This window comes from Rhizobium mayense (assembly GCF_030272705.1).
Classification (GTDB): Bacteria; Pseudomonadota; Alphaproteobacteria; order Rhizobiales; family Rhizobiaceae; genus Rhizobium; species Rhizobium mayense.
In genome coordinates, this window is sequence record NZ_JARFYM010000010.1 from 1 (window position 1) to 19,577 (window position 19,577).

At 60.8% G+C, this 19,577-nt stretch carries 20 protein-coding genes; 12 read left to right on the top strand and 8 right to left on the bottom strand.

Annotated features, from left to right (window positions below):
* Positions 1–144 precede the first annotated feature (144 nt).
* From PY649_RS13975 to PY649_RS14000, 6 genes are all read left to right on the top strand, one after another.
* The gene (locus PY649_RS13975) at positions 145–513 is read left to right on the top strand and encodes a septal ring lytic transglycosylase RlpA family protein (protein ID WP_285869071.1); all 369 of its coding nucleotides are present in this window, start codon (positions 145–147) and stop codon (positions 511–513) included.
* A gap of 215 nt (positions 514–728) precedes the next feature.
* Positions 729–2,018: an RsmB/NOP family class I SAM-dependent RNA methyltransferase gene (locus PY649_RS13980; RefSeq protein ID WP_285869073.1), complete on the top strand. Its 1,290-nt coding sequence runs from the start codon at positions 729–731 to the stop codon at positions 2,016–2,018.
* Between the two features lie 272 nt (positions 2,019–2,290).
* On the top strand, positions 2,291–3,577 hold the full coding sequence (locus tag PY649_RS13985) for an imelysin family protein (RefSeq protein WP_285869074.1): 1,287 nt from the start codon (positions 2,291–2,293) through the stop codon (positions 3,575–3,577).
* A gap of 45 nt (positions 3,578–3,622) precedes the next feature.
* The gene (locus tag PY649_RS13990) at positions 3,623–5,182 is read left to right on the top strand and encodes a di-heme oxidoreductase family protein (protein WP_285869075.1); all 1,560 of its coding nucleotides are present in this window, start codon (positions 3,623–3,625) and stop codon (positions 5,180–5,182) included.
* Positions 5,182–6,291 (top strand): imelysin family protein, encoded by a 1,110-nt coding sequence (locus PY649_RS13995; RefSeq protein ID WP_285869076.1) that lies wholly within the window; start codon positions 5,182–5,184, stop codon positions 6,289–6,291. Before PY649_RS13990 ends, PY649_RS13995 begins: the two co-directional genes overlap by 1 nt.
* Positions 6,292–6,296: 5 nt before the next feature.
* Complete coding sequence (locus PY649_RS14000; RefSeq protein WP_285869413.1) at positions 6,297–7,382, top strand: DUF1513 domain-containing protein; 1,086 nt, start codon at positions 6,297–6,299, stop codon at positions 7,380–7,382.
* Positions 7,383–7,456: 74 nt separating this feature from the next.
* Here PY649_RS14000 and PY649_RS14005 read toward each other — a convergent pair whose 3' ends face one another.
* Positions 7,457–8,137 carry a GntR family transcriptional regulator gene (locus tag PY649_RS14005; protein WP_285869077.1) on the bottom strand — a complete coding sequence of 227 codons (681 nt, stop codon included), beginning with the start codon at positions 8,135–8,137 and terminating at the stop codon, positions 7,457–7,459.
* Between the two features lie 323 nt (positions 8,138–8,460).
* On the opposite strand from PY649_RS14005, the gene PY649_RS14010 reads away from it, so the two are divergent.
* Positions 8,461–9,258 (top strand): alpha/beta fold hydrolase, encoded by a 798-nt coding sequence (locus PY649_RS14010; RefSeq protein WP_285869078.1) that lies wholly within the window; start codon positions 8,461–8,463, stop codon positions 9,256–9,258.
* Positions 9,259–9,273: 15 nt separating this feature from the next.
* Here PY649_RS14010 and PY649_RS14015 read toward each other — a convergent pair whose 3' ends face one another.
* The gene (locus PY649_RS14015) at positions 9,274–10,350 is read right to left on the bottom strand and encodes a DUF2252 family protein (protein ID WP_285869079.1); all 1,077 of its coding nucleotides are present in this window, start codon (positions 10,348–10,350) and stop codon (positions 9,274–9,276) included.
* A 159-nt stretch (positions 10,351–10,509) separates the two neighbouring features.
* Here PY649_RS14015 and PY649_RS14020 point away from each other — a divergent pair, with 159 nt between their 5' ends.
* From PY649_RS14020 to guaA, 3 genes are all read left to right on the top strand, one after another.
* The gene (locus PY649_RS14020) at positions 10,510–10,959 is read left to right on the top strand and encodes a PaaI family thioesterase (RefSeq protein WP_285869080.1); all 450 of its coding nucleotides are present in this window, start codon (positions 10,510–10,512) and stop codon (positions 10,957–10,959) included.
* Positions 10,956–11,597 (top strand): 5'-methylthioadenosine/S-adenosylhomocysteine nucleosidase, encoded by a 642-nt coding sequence (locus PY649_RS14025; RefSeq protein WP_285869081.1) that lies wholly within the window; start codon positions 10,956–10,958, stop codon positions 11,595–11,597. Before PY649_RS14020 ends, PY649_RS14025 begins: the two co-directional genes overlap by 4 nt.
* Before the next feature lie 95 nt (positions 11,598–11,692).
* Entirely contained in the window at positions 11,693–13,255 is a 1,563-nt protein-coding gene (gene guaA, locus PY649_RS14030) for a glutamine-hydrolyzing GMP synthase (RefSeq protein WP_285869083.1), read from the top strand.
* A gap of 101 nt (positions 13,256–13,356) precedes the next feature.
* Here the strand turns inward: guaA and PY649_RS14035 are convergent, their stop codons facing one another.
* The 3 genes from PY649_RS14035 to PY649_RS14045 all read right to left on the bottom strand — a co-directional run bounded on the left by PY649_RS14035 (position 13,357) and on the right by PY649_RS14045 (position 15,548).
* Entirely contained in the window at positions 13,357–13,956 is a 600-nt protein-coding gene (locus tag PY649_RS14035) for an NADPH-dependent F420 reductase (RefSeq protein ID WP_285869084.1), read from the bottom strand.
* A gap of 26 nt (positions 13,957–13,982) precedes the next feature.
* A complete protein-coding gene (locus PY649_RS14040; protein ID WP_285869085.1) occupies positions 13,983–14,750 on the bottom strand; it encodes an SDR family NAD(P)-dependent oxidoreductase in 768 nt (255 codons plus the stop codon).
* A 63-nt stretch (positions 14,751–14,813) separates the two neighbouring features.
* Positions 14,814–15,548 (bottom strand): SDR family NAD(P)-dependent oxidoreductase, encoded by a 735-nt coding sequence (locus PY649_RS14045; RefSeq protein WP_285869086.1) that lies wholly within the window; start codon positions 15,546–15,548, stop codon positions 14,814–14,816.
* A gap of 140 nt (positions 15,549–15,688) precedes the next feature.
* Here PY649_RS14045 and PY649_RS14050 point away from each other — a divergent pair, with 140 nt between their 5' ends.
* A complete protein-coding gene (locus PY649_RS14050) occupies positions 15,689–16,252 on the top strand; it encodes a TetR/AcrR family transcriptional regulator (RefSeq protein ID WP_285869087.1) in 564 nt (187 codons plus the stop codon).
* 381 nt (positions 16,253–16,633) lie between these two features.
* On the opposite strand, the gene PY649_RS14055 is transcribed toward PY649_RS14050, so the two are convergent.
* Together PY649_RS14055 and PY649_RS14060 are read right to left on the bottom strand one after the other, a co-directional pair.
* Entirely contained in the window at positions 16,634–17,074 is a 441-nt protein-coding gene (locus tag PY649_RS14055) for a lipid-binding SYLF domain-containing protein (protein WP_285869088.1), read from the bottom strand.
* Between the two features lie 275 nt (positions 17,075–17,349).
* The gene (locus PY649_RS14060) at positions 17,350–17,841 is read right to left on the bottom strand and encodes a GFA family protein (protein ID WP_285869089.1); all 492 of its coding nucleotides are present in this window, start codon (positions 17,839–17,841) and stop codon (positions 17,350–17,352) included.
* A 103-nt stretch (positions 17,842–17,944) separates the two neighbouring features.
* Between PY649_RS14060 and PY649_RS14065 the strand changes: the two genes are divergently transcribed.
* Positions 17,945–18,598 (top strand): TetR/AcrR family transcriptional regulator, encoded by a 654-nt coding sequence (locus tag PY649_RS14065; protein ID WP_285869091.1) that lies wholly within the window; start codon positions 17,945–17,947, stop codon positions 18,596–18,598.
* Between the two features lie 262 nt (positions 18,599–18,860).
* Here PY649_RS14065 and PY649_RS14070 read toward each other — a convergent pair whose 3' ends face one another.
* Entirely contained in the window at positions 18,861–19,535 is a 675-nt protein-coding gene (locus PY649_RS14070; RefSeq protein WP_285869093.1) for a methyltransferase family protein, read from the bottom strand.
* Positions 19,536–19,577 lie beyond the last annotated feature (42 nt).

Consider the following 19,577-nt stretch of genomic DNA (forward strand, 5'->3'; position numbering starts at 1 on the left):
TTATAATATAATATGCGGTAAATCACGAATGTTACAGGTTGTAACACTCCGTGATAAGCCCAGGCGCTTTTTCGCCATTTTTCGCCCGATTTAAGCCCCCGCCGCTCACAAGGCGCAAGTTCAATTGTTTGAGGGAAAATCGGTTTGAAGAAAATCAATCGTTCTATTGCTGTCATCGCAACTATATCCGCTGCATTTGCTATCCTCTCCACGGACGCGTTTGCAGCAACGGGATGCGGGGGTGCATCATGGTACGGGGGACATTCCAAGACTGCTTCCGGGGAACGTATGAGCTCGGGTACTTTTACTGCCGCCCACCGCTCACTTGCCTTCGGCACGCGTCTGAGGGTGACCAACAAACATAACGGCCGGAGCGTCGTCGTTCGCGTCAACGATCGCGGTCCCTTTATTCGAGGGCGCGTCCTGGATCTATCCCGTGCTGCAGCACAGGATATCGGCATGGTCGCCTCCGGCACGGCGAACGTCTGTTACGAGGTCGTCGCCTCGAAGTGACCGATGGAATCGCTGGGATGAATCCCGGCGTTTTGGTGTGACGCTTGCTCTCTCCGTCAATCGCGGCTACCACGCGGTTGGGACGTCTCAATAATCTGCCGCAACGTGCTTAATTCGTGCGGATTGATGAGGTGTCAGTGACACTTTGGTGGGCGCATGGGCCTTTCCGGCAATCCGCGTGATTTCGGGGCCGTGCGCAAGCAGGAGAATAGTGAATGCGTCTGGGCGGCCGGCTGCAGGGTGCCATCGAAGTTCTTGCCGATATCGAAGCGCGCAAGCGACCGGTGGCCGACGCCCTGAAGGATTGGGGACTGGCCCACCGCTTTGCCGGCTCGGGTGACCGAGCCGCAATCGGCAACATCGTCTACGACGCTCTACGCATGCGGCTGTCGCATGCCTGGCTGATGGGCGACGACAGCCCCTCCGCGCTTGCCCATGCCGTGCTTTTTCGGCAATGGGGCCTGAGCCCGGAGGCGCTGGCTGCCGAACTCGAAGGCGACAAATTCGCGCCCGAACCGCCAAGCGCCGAGGCGCTGGCAGACTATGCCGCCCGCAAGATCGAGGGTGCGCCTAGCCACATTCAGGGCGACATTCCGGAATGGGTCGAGCATTCCTTCCAGCAGGCATTCGGCGACGGCTGGCTTGCCGAGGCGCGGGCATTGGCAGAACGGCCGACGCTGGATCTGCGCGCCAATGTACTGAAGGCCAGCCGCGACAAGGCAGTGAAGGCGCTGGAACGCGCTGGTGCCCATGCCTCGAAAATCGCCCGCTACGGCATCCGCATCCCCGCCGGCGAAGGCGCATCGCGCCTGCCGAATGTCACCGCCGAGCTTTCCTTCCAGAAGGGCTGGTTCGAGGTGCAGGACGAGGGGTCGCAGATCGTTGCCGATCTCGTTCTTCCCGAAGAGGGCGACCAGGTGCTCGACTATTGCGCCGGCGGCGGCGGCAAGACGCTCGCCATGTCGGCGGCGATGCACAATAAGGGCCAGGTCCATGCCTATGATTCCGATCGCCGGCGATTGGCTCCGATCATCGAGCGTTTGAAGCGCGCCGGCACGCGCAATGTTCAGGTTCATGACGAAAAAAGTGGCCTGCTCCCGCTGCGCGGCAAATTCGACAAGGTGCTGGTGGACGCCCCCTGCACCGGCACAGGCACCTGGCGCCGCCGCCCCGATACAAAATGGCGGCTGACGCAGAAGAACCTCGACGAGCGAACCAGCCAGCAGCAGGAGGCACTCGCCCAGGCCGGCGAATTCGTCCGCCCTGGCGGTATGCTGCTCTATGTCACCTGCTCGGTCCTGCCGGAAGAGAATGAAATGCAGGTCAACCGCTTCGCGGCCAACAATCCGGACTTCGAGGTGGTTGAGGCGCTGAGTTCCTGGGAGAATTTATTCGGCAGCGACACGCCCAAGCCGCATTCTTCGGACGGCAAGACCATCACGCTGACGCCGGCTTCGACCGATACCGACGGCTTCTTCTTCTGTCGCTTGCGGCGGAAGGGGTAGGAAGGCTCACTCCGCCACCCGCAAATGGTGTCAAAGCCCGACTGACGCGAGCCGAGGGCCATCAACTGGACGATGTCCGTCGGCAGATGAGCCCGTTTCCGACCAGCATCTGCCGCCCTTTCTGGCAAATCGACTCCGTTGCCGACGCCGAGCCGAACAATCTCCTGCCTTAAAATCATTCCAAACTAGAGTGTTTGACACCAGTTTGTTTTTAATACATGACACAAATTGCCAAGTTTCGGACGGCGCGCTCGCTGTCACAGGAGAGGATTATGAAACTGAAAGCCAATTTAGGCGCCACCCTGGCGCTGGCGGTCGCGTCGACTGCCATGTCCACCCTTCCGGCGCTCGCAGCCGCCCCCGAGCCGGCCGCCATCATCAAGCATTATGTCGACGTGGGGCATGCCAAATATCAGGACGCGCTGATTACGGCGCAGGCATTGGACAAGGCGATCGATGCATTGCTTGCCAATCCCAGCGACAAGACATTGAAGGCTGCCCAGGCCGCCTGGATCAAGGCCCGCGTTCCCTACGAGCAGACGGAAGTCTACCGCTTCGGCAACCCGATCGTCGACGATTGGGAAGGCGCGGTGAATTCCTGGCCGCTCGACGAAGGCCTCATCGATTATGTCGACGCCTCCTACGGCACCGAGAGCGATGAAAATTCGCTTTATGTCGCCAACGTCATCGCCAACAAGACAATCAAGATCAACGGCAAGGATGTCGACGCTTCGCATCTGACGCCGGAATTCCTCTCCGGGACGCTGCAGCAGGCCGGCGGCGTCGAAGCCAACGTCGCGACCGGCTACCACGCCATCGAATTCCTGCTCTGGGGCCAGGACCTGCATGGCACCGGCCCGGGCGCCGGCGAGCGCCCCGTCACCGATTACGATCTGAAGAATTGCACACACGGCAATTGCGACCGCCGCGGCGAATATCTGAAATCGGCCTCGACCCTGCTCGTCTCCGCCATGCAGGAGATGACGAATGACTGGGCGCCGGATGGCGAAGCCACCAAGCATATCGAAGCCGATCCGAAGGCTGGCCTTGCCGCCATCCTGACCGGCATGGGCTCGCTCTCCTATGGCGAACTCGCCGGCGAGCGCATGAAGCTCGGTCTGCTGCTGCACGATCCGGAGCAGGAGCACGATTGCTTCTCCGACAACACCTACAACTCCCACAACAATGCCGCTATCGGGATCGCTGCCGCCTATAACGGCAACTACACGCGCGTCGACGGCACCAAGATGAGGGGTCCGTCGCTGCACGATCTCGTTGCCGCCAAGGATAAGGCGTTGGACAAGGAGATGGAAGGCAAGCTGAACGCGACGCTCGATGCCATGAAGGCCATGGTTCATCGCGGCGAGACCGTCGAGAAGTACGACCAGATGATCGCCGAGGGCAATACGGAAGGCAACGCCACCGTTCAGAAGGCGATCGACGGCCTGCTCGACCAGACGAAGACCATCCAGCGCGTTGTCGCCGACCTCGATCTCGGCACGATCAAGCTTGAAGGCTCGGACAGTCTCGATAATCCTAACGCCGTCTTCAAGAAGTAACAAAGGAGGGCGGCGGCATCCGACGGTGCTGCAGCCCTGAACCAGATGATCCGCATTCCGGTCAGCCGCGCATTCTTGCCCGCCATTGCAGCGGGCTTTGTGGTTTTTGCCGTAACGCTGGCGACAGCCGAGGTGCTGAATCTCCCAACCGTCCGCACTGATCTGTCGGTCGACACCCTGAAGCGAGTTCAGGACGTTACCCGCCCGACTGCGGATTTTTCCAAGGCTGAGCCCTATGAGGCGATGGAGAGTGGCGCGACCACGTCGATCGCCCCTGTCAGCCGCAATATCTTTTCGCAACCATCCGCCAATCTGGGTCTGGAACGCGAAGAGAATTTCCATCTCGGCAATGCGCTGTTTCGCCAGCTCTGGGTCTCCTCGCCCTCCTCCACGCAGGCAACCGATGGGCTGGGGCCGCTGTTCAACGCGCGCTCCTGCCAGAGCTGTCATATCAGGGATGGCCGGGGCCATCCGCTGGAGACGGCGGGAGCTCCCGCCACGTCGATGGTGCTGCGGCTGGCCCGAACGGCAATCACGCCGGAAGAGGAACAGGCCGTCGAGGATTTCAAGGCGCTCAATTTTCCGGACCCGACCTATGGCGTCCAGTTGCAGGATCTCGCAGTGCCAGGCCTCGCCGCAGAGGGCAAGGTGGCCGTCACCTATACCGAGGAAACGGTGACGCTAGCAGGGGGCGAAACCGTTTCTCTGAGCAAACCGCATTATTCGGCGACCGACCTGGCCTACGGTCCGCTCGGCGAAACGACGACGGTCTCGCCGCGTGTCGCACCCCCGATGATCGGCCTCGGCCTGATCGAAGCCATTGCCGATGCCGATATTCTCGCCCATGCCGATCCCGACGACAAGGACGGCGACGGCATTCGCGGCCGCGCAGCCATCGTCCGCGATCATCGCACCGGCCAGCTCGCGCTCGGCCGTTTCGGCTGGAAGGCGCAGAACGCCACCGTGCGCGATCAGGTCGCGGACGCTTTCGTCAACGATATCGGCATTTCCACCCCCGACCGGCCGAATGCCCATGGCGACTGCACCGCCAAGGAAGCCCATTGCCTCGCCATGCCAACCGGCGTGCAGAAACGTCTCGGCGATACGGAAGCACCGGGGCCGATCCTCGATCTCGTCACCTTCTATTCCGAAAATCTCGCAGTGCCTGCCCGCCGCAAGGCGAGCTTTCCCGACGTGCTGAATGGCAAGGACATCTTCTATCAATCCGGCTGCGCCGCCTGTCACACGCCGAAATTCGTTACCCGCGACGATCTCAAGGGTAGTGACGGCAAGGCGACGGCGCAGGCCTTCCAGCTCATCTGGCCCTATTCCGATTTCCTGCTGCACGACATGGGCGACGGACTTTCGGACGGACAGCAGGTCGGTGTGGCATCCGGACGCGATTGGCGCACGCCGCCGCTCTGGGGTATAGGGCTGACGCAAACGGTGAGCGGCCAGCAGGCCTACCTGCATGACGGCCGCGCTCGCACACTCACCGAAGCCATCCTCTGGCACGGAGGAGAGGCCGAAAAGGCCCGCAATACATTCGCAAACCTGTCGAAGGACGACAGGCAAGCGCTCATCAATTTTCTGGAGTCCCTCTGATGCGCCACTGGAAACCCATCGCGGCAAGCCTTCTCCTTAGCCTCGCGGCGCTGCCCGCCAGCGCCCAGCAAGCGACAGTCAATGGCGCCGGGCTGAACGAAGCAGCAGTGCCGGCGGTGTTGCAGAAGGCGGTCGATGACGTCATCCGCCCCGGATATCGGGCCATGCATGACAGCGCCTCGAAGCTGACCACGGCGATGAAGGCGCTCTGCGCCGATCCTTCCGCTGCAAGTCTTGCCAACGCGCAGTCCGCCTTCGGCGAAACGGTCAAAAGCTGGTCGCGCATCGAGATCGTGCGGACCGGGCCGATCATCGAAAAGAACCGCTTCGAACACATCCTCTTCTATCCCGACCGCAAGGGTGTCGGCCTTCGACAGGTACAGGCGCTGATCGCCAAGGCCGACGAGCACGACACCACGGTCGAGGCGGTCGCCGGCAAGAGCGTGGCGCTGATGAGCCTGACGGCGCTGGAATATGTGCTTTACGGCAACGGCTCCACCGTGCTCAGCACCGAAAAGCAAGGATTCCGCTGCCGCTATGGTGCGGCTGTCGCCGGCAATATCGAAAACACGGCCAAGGACATCGCCGACGAATGGGACGATCCGAACGGCGTGCAGAAGTCCTGGAAAAACCCCGGCAAGACCAGCGATGACTTCATGGACAACAAGGAAGCCGTGACGGCGCTCCTTGGTATCCTCGTGCATGGCGCGGAGAATGTCAGGGATCAGCGGCTCGAGACGTTCTACAAGGGCGATCCCGCGACGGCACGGCCGAAGATGGCGATCTACTGGCGCTCCGGCGACACCTGGACCTCGTTGTCAGGCAATCTCGAAGGCCTGAAAACGCTGTGGGAAAAGGCCGGCATGGCCGACCTCCTGCCCGCCGACAAGCGCAATATTGCCGACAAGATCGACACGCTGCTGAAGGAACTGACCGTCACCGCGCCGGCGGTCAATCCCGATGTCGAAGCGGCGATCGGCAATGATGCCGAGCGTGCCAAGATCGATAAACTGCTGAATGTCAGCCGCGACCTCACCAGTGCTTTCAGCGACGATTACGGCGGCGCAATCGGCCTTTCCGCCGGTTTCTCCTTCGCCGACGGAGATTGATGGCGATGCAAAGTGCGTTGATCGATCGCAGGGCCTTCGTCAGGGCGGCGGGGCTGACTTTCCTGGCGGCCTTGAAGCCGGGTGCACTGATGGCGCTGGAGCGGGCCGATGCGGTCTACGCCTCCGGCATCCGCGCATCGGACGGCACCTTCTCGGTGGCGACGGTCGCCGAGCGCGGCCAAATCCTTGATCAGGTGGCGCTGCCCGCCCGCGCCCATGGCATGGCCTTTTCCAAGGTCACCGGCAAGACCGTCGCCTTCGCCCGCCGCCCCGGCACCTATGCGATGATCTTCGATCCCTGGAACAAGGGCGAGCCGATCGTCATCACCTCGCGGGAAGGCCGACATTTCTACGGCCACGGCACGTTTTCGCCCGATGGAAAGCTGCTTTATGCCAGCGAGAACGACTTCGACAACAATAGGGGCATGATTGGCATCTACGACGCCCGCAACCGCTTCGCCCGCATCGGCGAATACGAAACCTATGGCACAGGCCCGCATGACATGACCGTTTCCGACGACGGGAAACTGTTGATCGTCGCCAATGGCGGCATCGAAACCCATCCGGATTTCGGCCGCACCAAGCTCAATCTCGACCACATGGAGCCATCGCTGACGCTGATCGACGCGGCAACCGGCCGGCTGATCGAGAAACACGCCTTGCCGCCACAATATGCCCAGGTCTCCACCCGGCATGTCGACATCGATGCGCAAGGCCGCATCTGGTTCGCCTGCCAATATGAAGGCCACCGCAACGACCTGCCGCCGCTCATCGGCCACTTTGCCAAGGGCGAGGACTTGACCTTCGTCCCCCTGCCCGATGACACCACGCGCGCCCTTGGCAATTACGTCGGCGCCATCGCCGTCAACCGCGCCGAAAACCTCGTCGGCGTGACATCACCCGTCGAAGGCACATCTGTAACACTCGATGCGAAGACCGGGGCGGTGTTGAAGGTCGAGAGCGTGCCGGATGCGGCGGGTATAGCGCCGGCCGAGCATGGGTTTGCGGTATCGTCCTATCGCGGCGATTTCCTGAGCGAGCACAGCGATGTCGCCTGGGACCAACATATCGTGCGCATCGCCCGCGGCTGATCCGGACGCTCTATCTCCTTGTTCTTTGGCAATTCCGGACGGAAAAACCGCCGCACACTTTTCCTGGAATTGCTTTAACCGAACTTGTTGGCTTCAATGAAGCGCCGCAACGCCGTCGCCGCGTTCAGCATATGCGCTCGCATGCGCCGCGACGCCATTTCCCCATCACCCTCTGCGATTGCCTGCATGATGGCTTCATGCTCCGCCCGGGATCGATCGAGACGCTCCTCCTGCCGCAACTGAGCGCGTCGGAAGGCCATCAGACGATTGCGTATCGCGATCGCCTGTTCTGCGAGGAAGCCGTTGTGGGTCGCGTGATAGATCGCTTCGTGGAACGCGCGATTGAATGTATCGTAACTATCGAAATCGCCCTTTTTCACGATAGCTTCTGATGCATCGTGCAGTTCGATCAGGTGACTACGCTCCAGGGGCGTCATGCGATAGGTGGCGAGCCTTACGCACATAGCCTCGATTTCGGCTGCCGTCTCGAACATGTCCATGATGCGTTCGGGCGTCATGCGGGCAACGACGACCCCGCGCCGCGCGCGCACTTCGACCAGACCGTTCGCCGCCAGCTGCCTCAATGCCTCGCGAACCGGGGTGCGCGAGGCACCGAAGCGATCGGCAAGCTGCTGCTCGTCCAGTGCGGCGCCCGCCTCCAGCTTACCGGTCGCGATCTCGTCGGCGAGCGCATTGCGGATACGATCGAACAACAATTCGCGATCTTCAGCCGGGCCATCCAATCCATCTGTCATTCCCAGGTCTCCGATATCCATTGTGGCTTGTATGCAAAAATATCCTCTCGCATCACCTTCGCATACAGACACCGCATCACGCAACCGTTACGCATCCAGTTATTGACCAATAATGCGATTAAGAATACATAAATAGCCATCGAATACGTTTTTGCATACACGAAGCAGCCTCAGTACTCAATCGGAATGCAGGACGAGCAAATTTGATCCGTATGTTCGGACAGATGCCGCCCCGGAAATGCGAAACCTTCAAGAAGCTCACCGCTCCGACATCCGGCGCGGACGGCTCTCTGTTTTATCCTCACGCCATAAGGATCACGATCATGATGATGACCAGACGGAATTTCGCAACCGCACTCGTTGCCGGCGCCGCCGCCTCCCTGATTTCCACACGCGGCATGGCCGCCGGCGAGCCGGCCTCGGGCTCAGCAATCCCGGCGCCATTGAAGGCTCGCAACGTCGTCCTTGCCCATGGGCTCTTCGCAGACGGCTCCTGCTGGACGGAAGTCATCGCGCGGCTGCAGGCCAAGGGGCTGAAGTGCACGGCGGTGCAGAATCCATTGACGACGCTTCCCGAAGCGGTCGCGGCCGCTCAACGGGTTCTCGATCGCCAGGACGGCCCGACGGTCCTCGTCGGCCATTCCTTCTCCGGCATGATCGTGACCGAAGCCGGCGTGCATCCGAAGGTCTCTTCGCTGGTCTATGTCGCGGCCCGCGCACCGGATGCAGGCGAAGACTATACGGCGCTCGCCAAGACCTATCCGACACCCCCTGCTTCGGCAGGCATCGTCTTCGACGGCGATGAAGGACGGCTGACGGAGGAAGCTTTCCTGCGTGACTTCGCCGGCGACCTGCCCAAGGCCAAGGCAGAGGTGCTTTACGCCGTGCAGGAGCCCTTCCAAAAGGCTTTGCTGACCGGGAAGACGACCCAAGCCGCCTGGCGCAGCAAGCCGAGCTGGTATGCAGTCTCCACTGAGGACAGAACGATCAATCCGGATCTGGAACGCTTCATGGCCAGGCGTATGGGCGCCAAGACTATTGAAGTGAAGGCCAGCCATCTCTCGCTGATCTCGCATCCCGATACGATCGCCCGTCTGATCCTGGAAGCCGCTGGGCATTGACCGGGTTTTGCCGGTCTAGCCCTTCCTCGCAAATTCGGCCTGTTCCATGCCGATCACAGCCGCAGCCGCTTTGGCGGAATTCCTCAGCCAGTCGGCCTCCCGCTTGTCGAGGTCAGCCAGGATCCCTGGAATGCGGGAGGCGTCATCGGCGTGGCAATTGGCGATCTCGAAGCCCATCAGGTCGAGCATGGCCGGCGACAGCAGGATTTGCGCATCGCCCTCAACTTCGATCTTGCGGCTGTTCGGCGACAGGCGCCGGACCAACAGATTATCGGTTAGCTGGTAATGCGGATCGGGAGAGCGGGCGCGGCCCGAGGCGATGACGGCCGTGTGGATCGTCGTATCGGATGGATTGTGCTCGAGTGACCATACGGACTGGGCGAGCGCCTTGACCTCGCGGATGACCGGCCCGCCGCGCCACTCGACGTCGATGACGAAGCGCGGCCGACCGAGACTGCCGGTACCGGCCGCGCGGGGCTTGGCGACGAAGGAGAGCCCCTCATCCGGCAGCGACCGTCGCAGCGCCTCAAGATAGCGCGTGGGCACAGGTTTGGCGGAGAGCGGTAGGTCGCGATATTTGTCCCAGAACGCCTCGCGCTCGCCATTCGAGAGAAGCACGTCGTTGCGCAGCCACTTGTAATCACGCTCGAGAATGACGGGCGCAGGCGCTTTCAAACCGCGACGATAGCCGCCCAGGATCGCCTCGGCGATCGCGCGCGGTGGCAAGGCGGTGTCGCTTCGCGCCAGGATCGCGCTCGTCGCCAGGCGCACGAGGTCGAGCGCATAGGGCATGACGGCGGCATCGTCGAAATCATTGGCACCCCAGACCAACCGCCCCTCCTCGTCGCGCCAGGTGCCGAAATTCTCCAGATGCGTATCGCCGATCGCCAGCACCTGCGGAGCGCTCGCAAGATCGGGGCAGATGTCGAAGATCGTCTCGGCCCAGCGCCAATAGGTGGCGCGCAGGAAGGCGAAGCCGCCGCTCTTCATCTTCTTGTACTTCTTTTGGAGATCGGTCTCCACAAGGTCGGCGCCGAGTTGCGCCCGCATCCAGGTTTCAAAGGCCTTGGTCGACTGCAGGATCGTCGTCATCTCGGTTCTCCTCGAATCTCTTGATGCGCATTATGGAAAACTGACGGCCACAGGAAAACAAGCCGATCATACATCATTCCTCGAAGATCGAATTCGATCGCATCGCCCTTGTCCAAACCGCCTCTCCATGTCAATTTCGCACCCGCGAAAGGGAACGGGATGACAGAGGAAAACAGCGGCGACTTTCGGGCGCGAATTCGAACGAGTTTCGGGCGGCAGGCGGCGATGGCGACGATCGGCGCGGAGCTGACGCGCGTCGAGCATGGCATGGTCGAGATCGAGATGCCATTCGACGTGAAGCTGACGCAGCAGCATGGTATCTTGCATGCCGGCATCATCGCGGCGGCGCTGGATTCGGCCTGCGGTTTTGCCGCCTATAGCGTCATCGATCCTTCGGCTTCGATCCTCACCATCGAATTCAAGGTCAATCTGATGTCGCCAGGACGGGGGGAGCGCTTTCTCTTTCGCGGTGAAATCACCAAACCCGGCACCACCATCATCGTCGCAGATGGAAGGGCCTATGCCATCAGCGACGGACCTGCCAAGCTGATTGCCTCTATGACCGGGACGATGATGGTCATCCGAGGCCGAGAGGGAATTACCGGATGAAATTCGAACTGAAACGCGTGTCGGGAAAATCGATTCTGTTCGTCATGGCGGCGGAGGCGGAATACGGGCCCTTCCTGCGCTCCCGCATCGATCCGCTGATGACCGGCGTCGGCCCTGTCGAAGCGGCCATCGCCATGACGCGGGCGCTCGGTCAGCTGGAAGCGCAGGACGATTTGCCAGACATGGTGGTTTCGCTCGGGTCAGCCGGTTCCTCGAAGCTGGAACAGACGGAGGTCTATCAGGTGACCTCGGTTTCGTATCGCGACATGGACGCTTCGCCGCTGGGCTTTGAGAAAGGGCGCACGCCTTTCCTCGACCTGCCCGCGACCGTCGAGCTGCCGTTGCGCATTCCCGCTGTCCCGGAAGCGAGTCTCTCGACCGGCGGCAATGTCATCTCCGGCGCCGATGCTTATGGGCGGATCGCCGCTGACATGGTGGATATGGAAACCTTCTCCGTGCTGCGCGTCTGCCAGATCTATGATCGGCCGCTGATCGGCCTGCGCGGCATTTCGGACGGCGCGATCGAGCTGCAGCATATTTCCGGCTGGACGGAGTACCTGCACGTCATCGACCGCAAGCTCTCTTATGCGGTCGACGGGCTGTTTACCGCGCTGGAGGACGGCGTATTCTGGTTCTGAGACGGCGTGCCGGCTAATACAATCGGGACAATAAAATCGGCCGTCGCGTGATTTGCCCGATTGCCAGGGAAAGCGCTTTTCATTAAAGGCTCGCCATGACCCAGACAGCACATCCAGATACCGTTCTCATCGTCGATTTTGGCAGCCAGGTGACGCAGCTTATCGCACGGCGCGTGCGTGAAGCGGGCGTCTATTGCGAGATCGTGCCCTTCCAATCCGCCGAAGCCGCTTTCAAGCGGCTGCAGCCGAAGGCCGTAATCCTGTCCGGCAGCCCGGCCTCGACCGTGGACGAAGGCTCGCCGCGAGCGCCGCAGATCATCTTCGACAGCGGCCTGCCGGTCTTCGGCATCTGCTACGGCCAGCAGACCATGTGCATGCAGCTCGGCGGCAAAGTGGAGAGCGGCCATCACCGTGAATTCGGCCGCGCCTTCCTCGATGTCAACATCGATTGCGCCTTGTTCGAAGGCCTCTGGTCTTCCGGCTCCCGCCATCAGGTCTGGATGAGCCACGGCGATCGGGTCACCGCGCTGCCGGAAGGCTTCGAAGTCGTCGCCACCTCTTCGAATGCGCCGTTTGCCTTCATTGCCGACGAGAAACGCAAATATTACGGCGTGCAGTTCCATCCGGAAGTGGTGCATACGCCCGACGGCGCCAAGCTGATCAGCAACTTCATCCACAATATCGCGGGCATCAAGGGCGACTGGTCGATGTCGGCCTATCGTGCCAAGGCGGTGCAGGCGATCCGCGATCAGGTCGGCGACAAGCGTGTCATCTGCGCGCTGTCCGGCGGCGTCGATTCCTCCGTTGCCGCGCTGCTGATCCACGAGGCGGTGGGCGACCAGCTCACCTGCATCCTCGTCGACCACGGCCTGATGCGCAAGGACGAAGCGGCAAGCGTCGTCGCGATGTTCCGCGAGCATTACAATCTGCATTTGCTGCACGTCGATGCCTCCGACCGCTTCATCGGCGAGCTGGAGGGCGTCAGCGACCCCGAGACCAAGCGCAAGATCATCGGCCGGCTCTTCATCGAGACCTTCGAGGAGGAAGCCAAGAAGCTCGGCGGCGCCGATTTCCTCGGTCAGGGCACGCTTTATCCAGATGTCATCGAGAGCGTTTCCTTCACGGGAGGCCCCTCAGTCACGATCAAATCGCACCACAATGTCGGCGGCCTGCCGGAGCGCATGAAGATGCAGCTTGTCGAGCCGCTGCGCGAACTTTTCAAGGACGAAGTGCGCGTGCTCGGCAAGGAACTCGGCCTGCCCGACAGCTTCATCGGGCGCCACCCCTTCCCCGGCCCCGGTCTTGCCATCCGCTGCCCGGGCGGCATCACGCGCGAGAAGCTGGAAATCCTGCGCGAGGCCGACGCCATCTATCTCGACGAAATCCGCAAGGCCGGCCTCTACGACGCCATTTGGCAGGCCTTCGCCGTGCTGCTGCCGGTCCAGACCGTCGGCGTCATGGGTGACGGCCGCACCTACGAATTCGTCTGCGCGCTCCGCGCCGTAACCTCCGTCGACGGCATGACGGCCGATTTCTACCACTACGACATGGAATTCCTCGGCCGCGCGGCGACCCGCATCATCAACGAAGTGCGCGGTATCAACCGCGTGGTTTACGACGTCACGTCGAAGCCGCCGGGCACAATCGAGTGGGAGTGACGGGGGGAGTTGCATCGGATAGCAGAGGACACTCGGGCGCATCCTAGGCCGTCGACAGCAGTCGATAGACTCTCAGGCCAAATCACCCGGTCCTAGAGCGATTACTGCTCCTTTTTGAACAAATCCTGGAAGATGAGCTGGCCCCAAGTGCGACCGCGTGCATGCACCAGCGCGCCACCCTCGGTGAGCTTTCCCAGCTCGACGGGTGCGAACCCGAGTTGTTTGGCCAAGGCCGCCACTGGGGCGGTCGCGTCCCCGTCGTCGCTCGACAGAAAGACGACCCGGTGGCCGCCCTCGACGATCGGATCGGTAGCCAGGGTGGCCGCAATCAGGTGATTGAAGCCTTTCACCAGCTTGGCGCCGGTGAACGCCTTCGCGACGACGGCAGAAGACGGGAGACCGTCCAGTTCCTCAAGCGGGGCTAACGTGTTCATCGCATCGATGATGGTCTTTCCCTTCCAGTTGGGCAGCGCCTTCGCGACCTCCGGGTGCGACTCGAATCGGACAGCCAAAAAGATGATGTCCGCCTTGACGGCTTCCGCCAGGGTTTTGGGAATGATCCCGGGTCCGATTGCGGCTGCATCGGATGCAAAGCTTGCCGGGTCACGCGTGGCTGCAACGGACACTTCGATGCCGTTGCGGGCAAACGCCTTGGCAAGAGCGTGGCCGATCTTGCCAAAGCCGATAATTGCGTAGCTCATATATTCTCCTTGGATTTTTGGGGTGGTCAGAGCTTGTAGCCGCCGCTCGCTTCAATCGTCTGGCCGGTCACCCAGTGGCCTTCATCGGAGGCCAAGAACACCACGACGGCGGCGATTTCCGAAGGTTCGCCAAAGCGGCCCAGCGCGATTTCGGCCTCGACTGCCTTTACGAGTTCGGGATTCTCTCGGATGGCGGCGTTGACGTCCGTTCGCGTGTAGCCCGGCGCTACGGCGTTCGCGGTAATTCCGCGCGGCCCCAGCTCGGACGCGAGCGCATGGGTCAGGTTGTTGATGGCTGCTTTGGCCATCGAGTAGACGGGCGCGGCTGTCACGGGCTTCGTGGCGGCAGCGGAAGAGATGTTGATGATACGTCCACCATCGGCGAGACGATCCAGAGCGGCCTGAACGATGAAGAAGGGCGCGCGGGCGTAGACCGCGATCAGGGTGTCCCAACTGTCCGGCGTCGCGTCTTTGAAGCCAACCCAGCCGGAATTGCCAGCATTGTTGACCAGAATGTCGAGGGCTTTGCTTCCGTTCCGCTTGGTGAACTCGTCGTCGAGTCTCTCGAACAAGGTCGGGACGGTCGCTGGGTCAACGAGGTCCGCGTGGATCGCGAACGCAGTGCCTCCAGCTTTCTCGATGGCCGCGACCGCCTCGTCTGCGCCAGATTTGCTGGCGTTGTAGGTCAGCGCGACCGTCGCACCATCCTTTGCTAGACGTTCGGCGATGGCGCGGCCAATGCCCCGCGATGCCCCGGTAACGAGAGCAGTTTTTCCTTTAAGAGATTGTTCCATTTGATTTTCCTCAGTGGGATGTCGGCATGACCGGATCAGTGGAGTGACCTGCCGCATGGCGCTTCAGATTTGCGCTAGCCCGCCGTCGACAGCGACCTCGCTGGCGGTCATGAAGCTGCTATCCTTCGACGCGAGAAAGGCGGCCACCGCCCCGATCTCCGCCGGATCGGCCATGCGCTGGAGCGGATTCATCGAGGCGAAGACCTTCATGCCCTCCTCGCCCAGCGCTTCCTTCGCGAGTTCGGTCGCCGTCGGCCCGGGCGACAGCACGTTTACCCGGATGCCGGTGCCCTTCAGGTCCTCCGCCCAGGTCCGCGCGAGGTTGCGCACTGCCGCCTTGCTCGCGCTGTAGGCGCTGAATCCCGGGGCGCCCGTCGTGCCGGCACTCGATCCGGTCAAGATGATAGAACCGCCCTGGCCCATCAGCGGCAGCGCCTTCTGGACCGTGAAGATCGTACCCTTCACATTGGTGTCGAAGGTTTCGTCAATGTGCTCGGCGGTGATCTTGCCGAGCGGAAGCGGGCTTCCCGCCCCGGCATTGGCGAAGACGATGTCGAGGGTTCCGCGCTCGACCTTCACCGCCGCGTAGAGTCGGTCGAGGTCGGCCAGATCGGAGACCGAGCCCTTTACCGCGCGGGCATTGGGCCCGAGGTCGGCGACAGCGGCGTCGAGCGCTTCCTGCCGGCGGCCGAAGATGAAGACGAAGGCGCCCTCCTCGATGAAGCGCTTTGCCGCGCCGAGGCCGATGCCGGTAGCCCCACCGGTGATGACTGCAACCTTACCCTCAAGCTTTCCCATGACTTCTCCTTTCGGCGTGCAGGGCGACCTCTGTTGCCTTTTGCGCACACGCACTGTATCAAGTGGATCATTGATCCGCTTTAATAAACGGATCGCCGCTCCACATATACGGATCACTGATCCATTTAGCAAGGCAGTTCATGCGAGCCGACGCAGAAAAAAATCGCAGCCAAATTCTTAACGTCGCGCGTGATGTCGTCACGGAGCATGGGGCCGACGCGTCGATGCGCGATATCGCCCGCCGGGCCGGCGTCGGGTTGGCCACGCTGCTTCGTCATTTCCCAACGCGAGAAGCCCTGTTCGAAGCGTTGCTGTGTACCAATTTGGACGCACTGACACGGAGGGCAGACGAACTCGAGACGTCGACTTCGGCTGACGAGGCACTTCTCACCTGGTTTCGAGAATTGGTGGCATTCACCCAAAGCTATAAGGGCGTTGTCGCCATGATGGCAGCCGCCCACACGAACCCGGACTCCGCTCTCTATGCTTCATGCGCAGCGGTGCACTCGGCAGGCACGCGACTACTGCTCCGTGCTCAGAACGAGGGAACGGCGCGGGCCGATATGAATGGGGACGACCTGTTCGCCATGATAACGGCTCTCGGCTGGGCGGTCGACCAACCCTCATTCGCGCCACGGGCGGATCATCTCGTTCACCTCATTACGAGCGCCATCCTGACAAATCGGTCTAGCAGAGGACGTTAAAGCGTCGCGGCCCACGCCCGCAGCGGCCCCCAGACACCCACTTTTGTGGTCATCGGAGGGGCTCATGAGCGACAGATTCGTCCGCGAATTCTTGAAATTCGAAGTAAAGGAAACCTCGGAGGGCATTGGCCATTGGCTCAATCAGCCCTGGGTTGATTAGGCCCAGCGCCCGGGCCTAATCAAAGCGTCTATTCTCGCGAATTTGACCATATATTCGACGATAGCTGTGTGAATGAATTGCCTTTTAAAATCAGTCCGGAGTGAAACAATCGAGTGAGAGTGAGAATAAGCCGCACTCCCCGTTCGTCATTTCCTGGGCATGTCCGATCGCTAATTCAGCAAATCGGACCTATCCAGAGAATAATGGGCGGAGTCGCGCCCTTACTTCACCGTGATGCTCATGCCGCTGATATCGGCATTGACCTGCAGACCCACCTGCCTGCCTGTGAGTTCGAGTTGGGCGCCCTTGTCATTGGTCATGACGATCATCTGCGCCCCTTTGCCGACCGCGCCGCCACCGCCGGCTGCACCGTAGACGCCCGTCACATCTTGGGCGTGGCGTATGTGGCGCACGGTACCACTGAAATAGGTCTTGGAGGCACCGAAGGCGAGGCCGCCCGAGATGCCGCCGATCGAAACGGGATAGCGGTGACCATGGAAGGTAAGTGTGCCCTCACCGCCGGAACCACCGACGAAAAAGGCCGCCTTGTAGACGGCGAAGTTGATCCTACCGCTATCGGCATAGGCGGCGCTGGCAAAGCTAACGCCTGCCACCGCGACGGCGGCGACCGCGACTGACCGAAATCTGGATGAAATCTTCATGAAGAGATACTCCTCAAAGGCGCCGCTTACCCAGTCGGCCGGGCACGACGTCAGCGTCGTATCAAACTTATAACTCAACAGTTTCGCGCGTCATTAGTTCCAAGGCACGATAATAAATCGAGTGGGAATGAAAGGGAATAATAGGCCCCCTAGGGATGTTGCGGTGCATGAACGGAGGACGTTCGTGATCGAACGTCTTCGATAGGACGGAAGTCCTCGGTCAGTTGCCAGAATCGGAATGTGGCGACCCGAAATTTCGATCAGACGAGCCCGGTTTATCGACCTAGCAACATCGCGACGCGCGACGCGAGCAGCCTGACGATGAGGCCAGGAGCATAGCTGCGGTAGCTCGGCACGTCGTCGGGAAGTATTGTGTTATCTGGCTTGAACTTCGTGCAAATCCGAAACTGCAGTGGCGGGAGTTCTCCGCGAAATCGCGCTCTGTATGCCGAAACCCAGTGTGGGCCTCTATCGAAGTTCATGAACACCGCCGAGTTGCAGCACGTCGCGACAACCCTGTTTGTGGCGGAGGTTTCCTTGAGCTTGTAGCCCTTCAGCAATTCGGCGCCTTTGGAACAGTCGAAGCGGTCTTTTCGATAGAGGATGTATCCTGTGCCGCCATCGGAGTCGCGTATGGCGCCAGCATTCGGTAAAGATTCGATCTGCTCAGCGCCCTTCTGGCAGTCGTCGCAATAGCAGACGCTGCTTACGATCGGCTTGCCGAACGCTTTGAGTTCGACGCTGCCGCAGGAGCACGTCGCGGTCATCTCGGGTACACTTATCATTTGACGGTAATCACCATATGATTGCCCATTGCATCGAAATGCAAAATCAAACTAGACCGTCCAGTACCGGGAGTCAATCGGGGGAATGACCACCACACCATCGGCAAGTGTTTCAGAAGAGCTCGCTCAGCAGGGCCGGTCAGCGCAAAAGCGGCGGGCCATCCTCGATGCGGCTACAGAGGTGTTTCTGCAAAAGGGCTATCTAGCCACCAATATGGATGAGATCGCAGCACTTGCAGCGGTGTCGAAACAGACCGTCTACAAGAATTTTCCAGGCAAGGAGACGCTGTTCGTCGAAATCGTCAGCATAACCAGCCGTGCCGGCGACAGGGTTCACAATGAGATGCCGGACTTGGCCGATGGCGAAGATGTTGCCGAATATCTCCAGCGTTATGCGTACCGGCAGCTTACCATTGTGCTCACACCGCGCGTCATGCAGTTGCGCCGACTGGTGATCGGCGAGGTCGGTCGTTTCCCCGAATTGGCGAAAGCGCTCTTTGATGGTGGACCCAAGCGCGCAATGGCGGCGATGGCCGCGCTGTTCGTACGCTTGGCCGATCGCGGTCTCCTTGCGATCGATGATCCAGCCGTCGCCGCTTCCCAGTTCAATTGGTTGATCATGGGTGAGCCGTTGAACAGGGCCATGCTGCTGGGTGACGATGCTATTCCGAAACCGGCGGAGCTTCGGCGACACGCAGCAGCCGGCGTGCGCGTGTTCCTTGCGTCATACGGCAAGTGAGGGAGTGCAGGGACGCTGCGCCAGCGGACCGCAATATCGAAGCACTAAGTCATTCGATGTTAGTCGAAACTTTCCGCCCGCCGCATTAGCCATTTCCCCAATTCTCGCATGAAGTTCGGCGCGCCCGCCCGATAAGGTTGATATTCGACGAGCCGGCTGCCGGGGCCGGGCCGGCGTCGGCGTCATAGGCGACGGCCGCACATAGCGCGACTTTTGAGACGTAATCGTTTGCGAGCGATAGCAGTTGATGGACGCGGTGCGACTAGAAGACGCCAGGTATGAGATGCCAGCGGACTTTCGCGCAATATTCGCTATAGCCGGACAGATTCTCGGCAAGGAATTTTTCTTCGTCGAACAGTCGCCAGACGAGACCAAGAATTGTGAAAATAGCGGGGATGAGCGCCCAATAAGAGCCGAGGGCCAAAGACATGCCGATGAAATATGCCGCAGCGCTCGAATACATCGGGTTGCGTACTATAGCATAGGGGCCAGTGGAGATTACCTTTTGGTCCTTGCCGATTTCGACTGTGGCAGAGCCGAAAGAGTTTTCTTTGAAGACACGATATACCATCCACATGCTCAGCAGTATCAAAAGATTGCCTGCTATAGAGAGCCAAGGCGGCACGCTCGACCAGCCGAAACGATGGTCAAGCCCCGGCACGACGAATGTTGCAATACCCGGGATAGCGGCGACAAATACAATGATCTTCTGTGTCAGCCGCTGTTCTGCGCCCGGTCCTGCCTTGGTTCTGTTCTCGAGGAGTATCGGATCGCTCACGATGTACAGCGTAAGAGGGATACTCGATACAACGCCGACTCCGAGATAAACCCATGCCTGCCAGTAAAGAACTGTTCCCGCCGAGAGCAAGAGCGCTAGCGTTATGAGGGCAAAGCTTATGACAAGCGAGAGCCAGGCCTTTACCTTGGGATCCTTCATTTGATTTGAACTCCGATTTTCTCCTCTGACTTATGGGTTGCC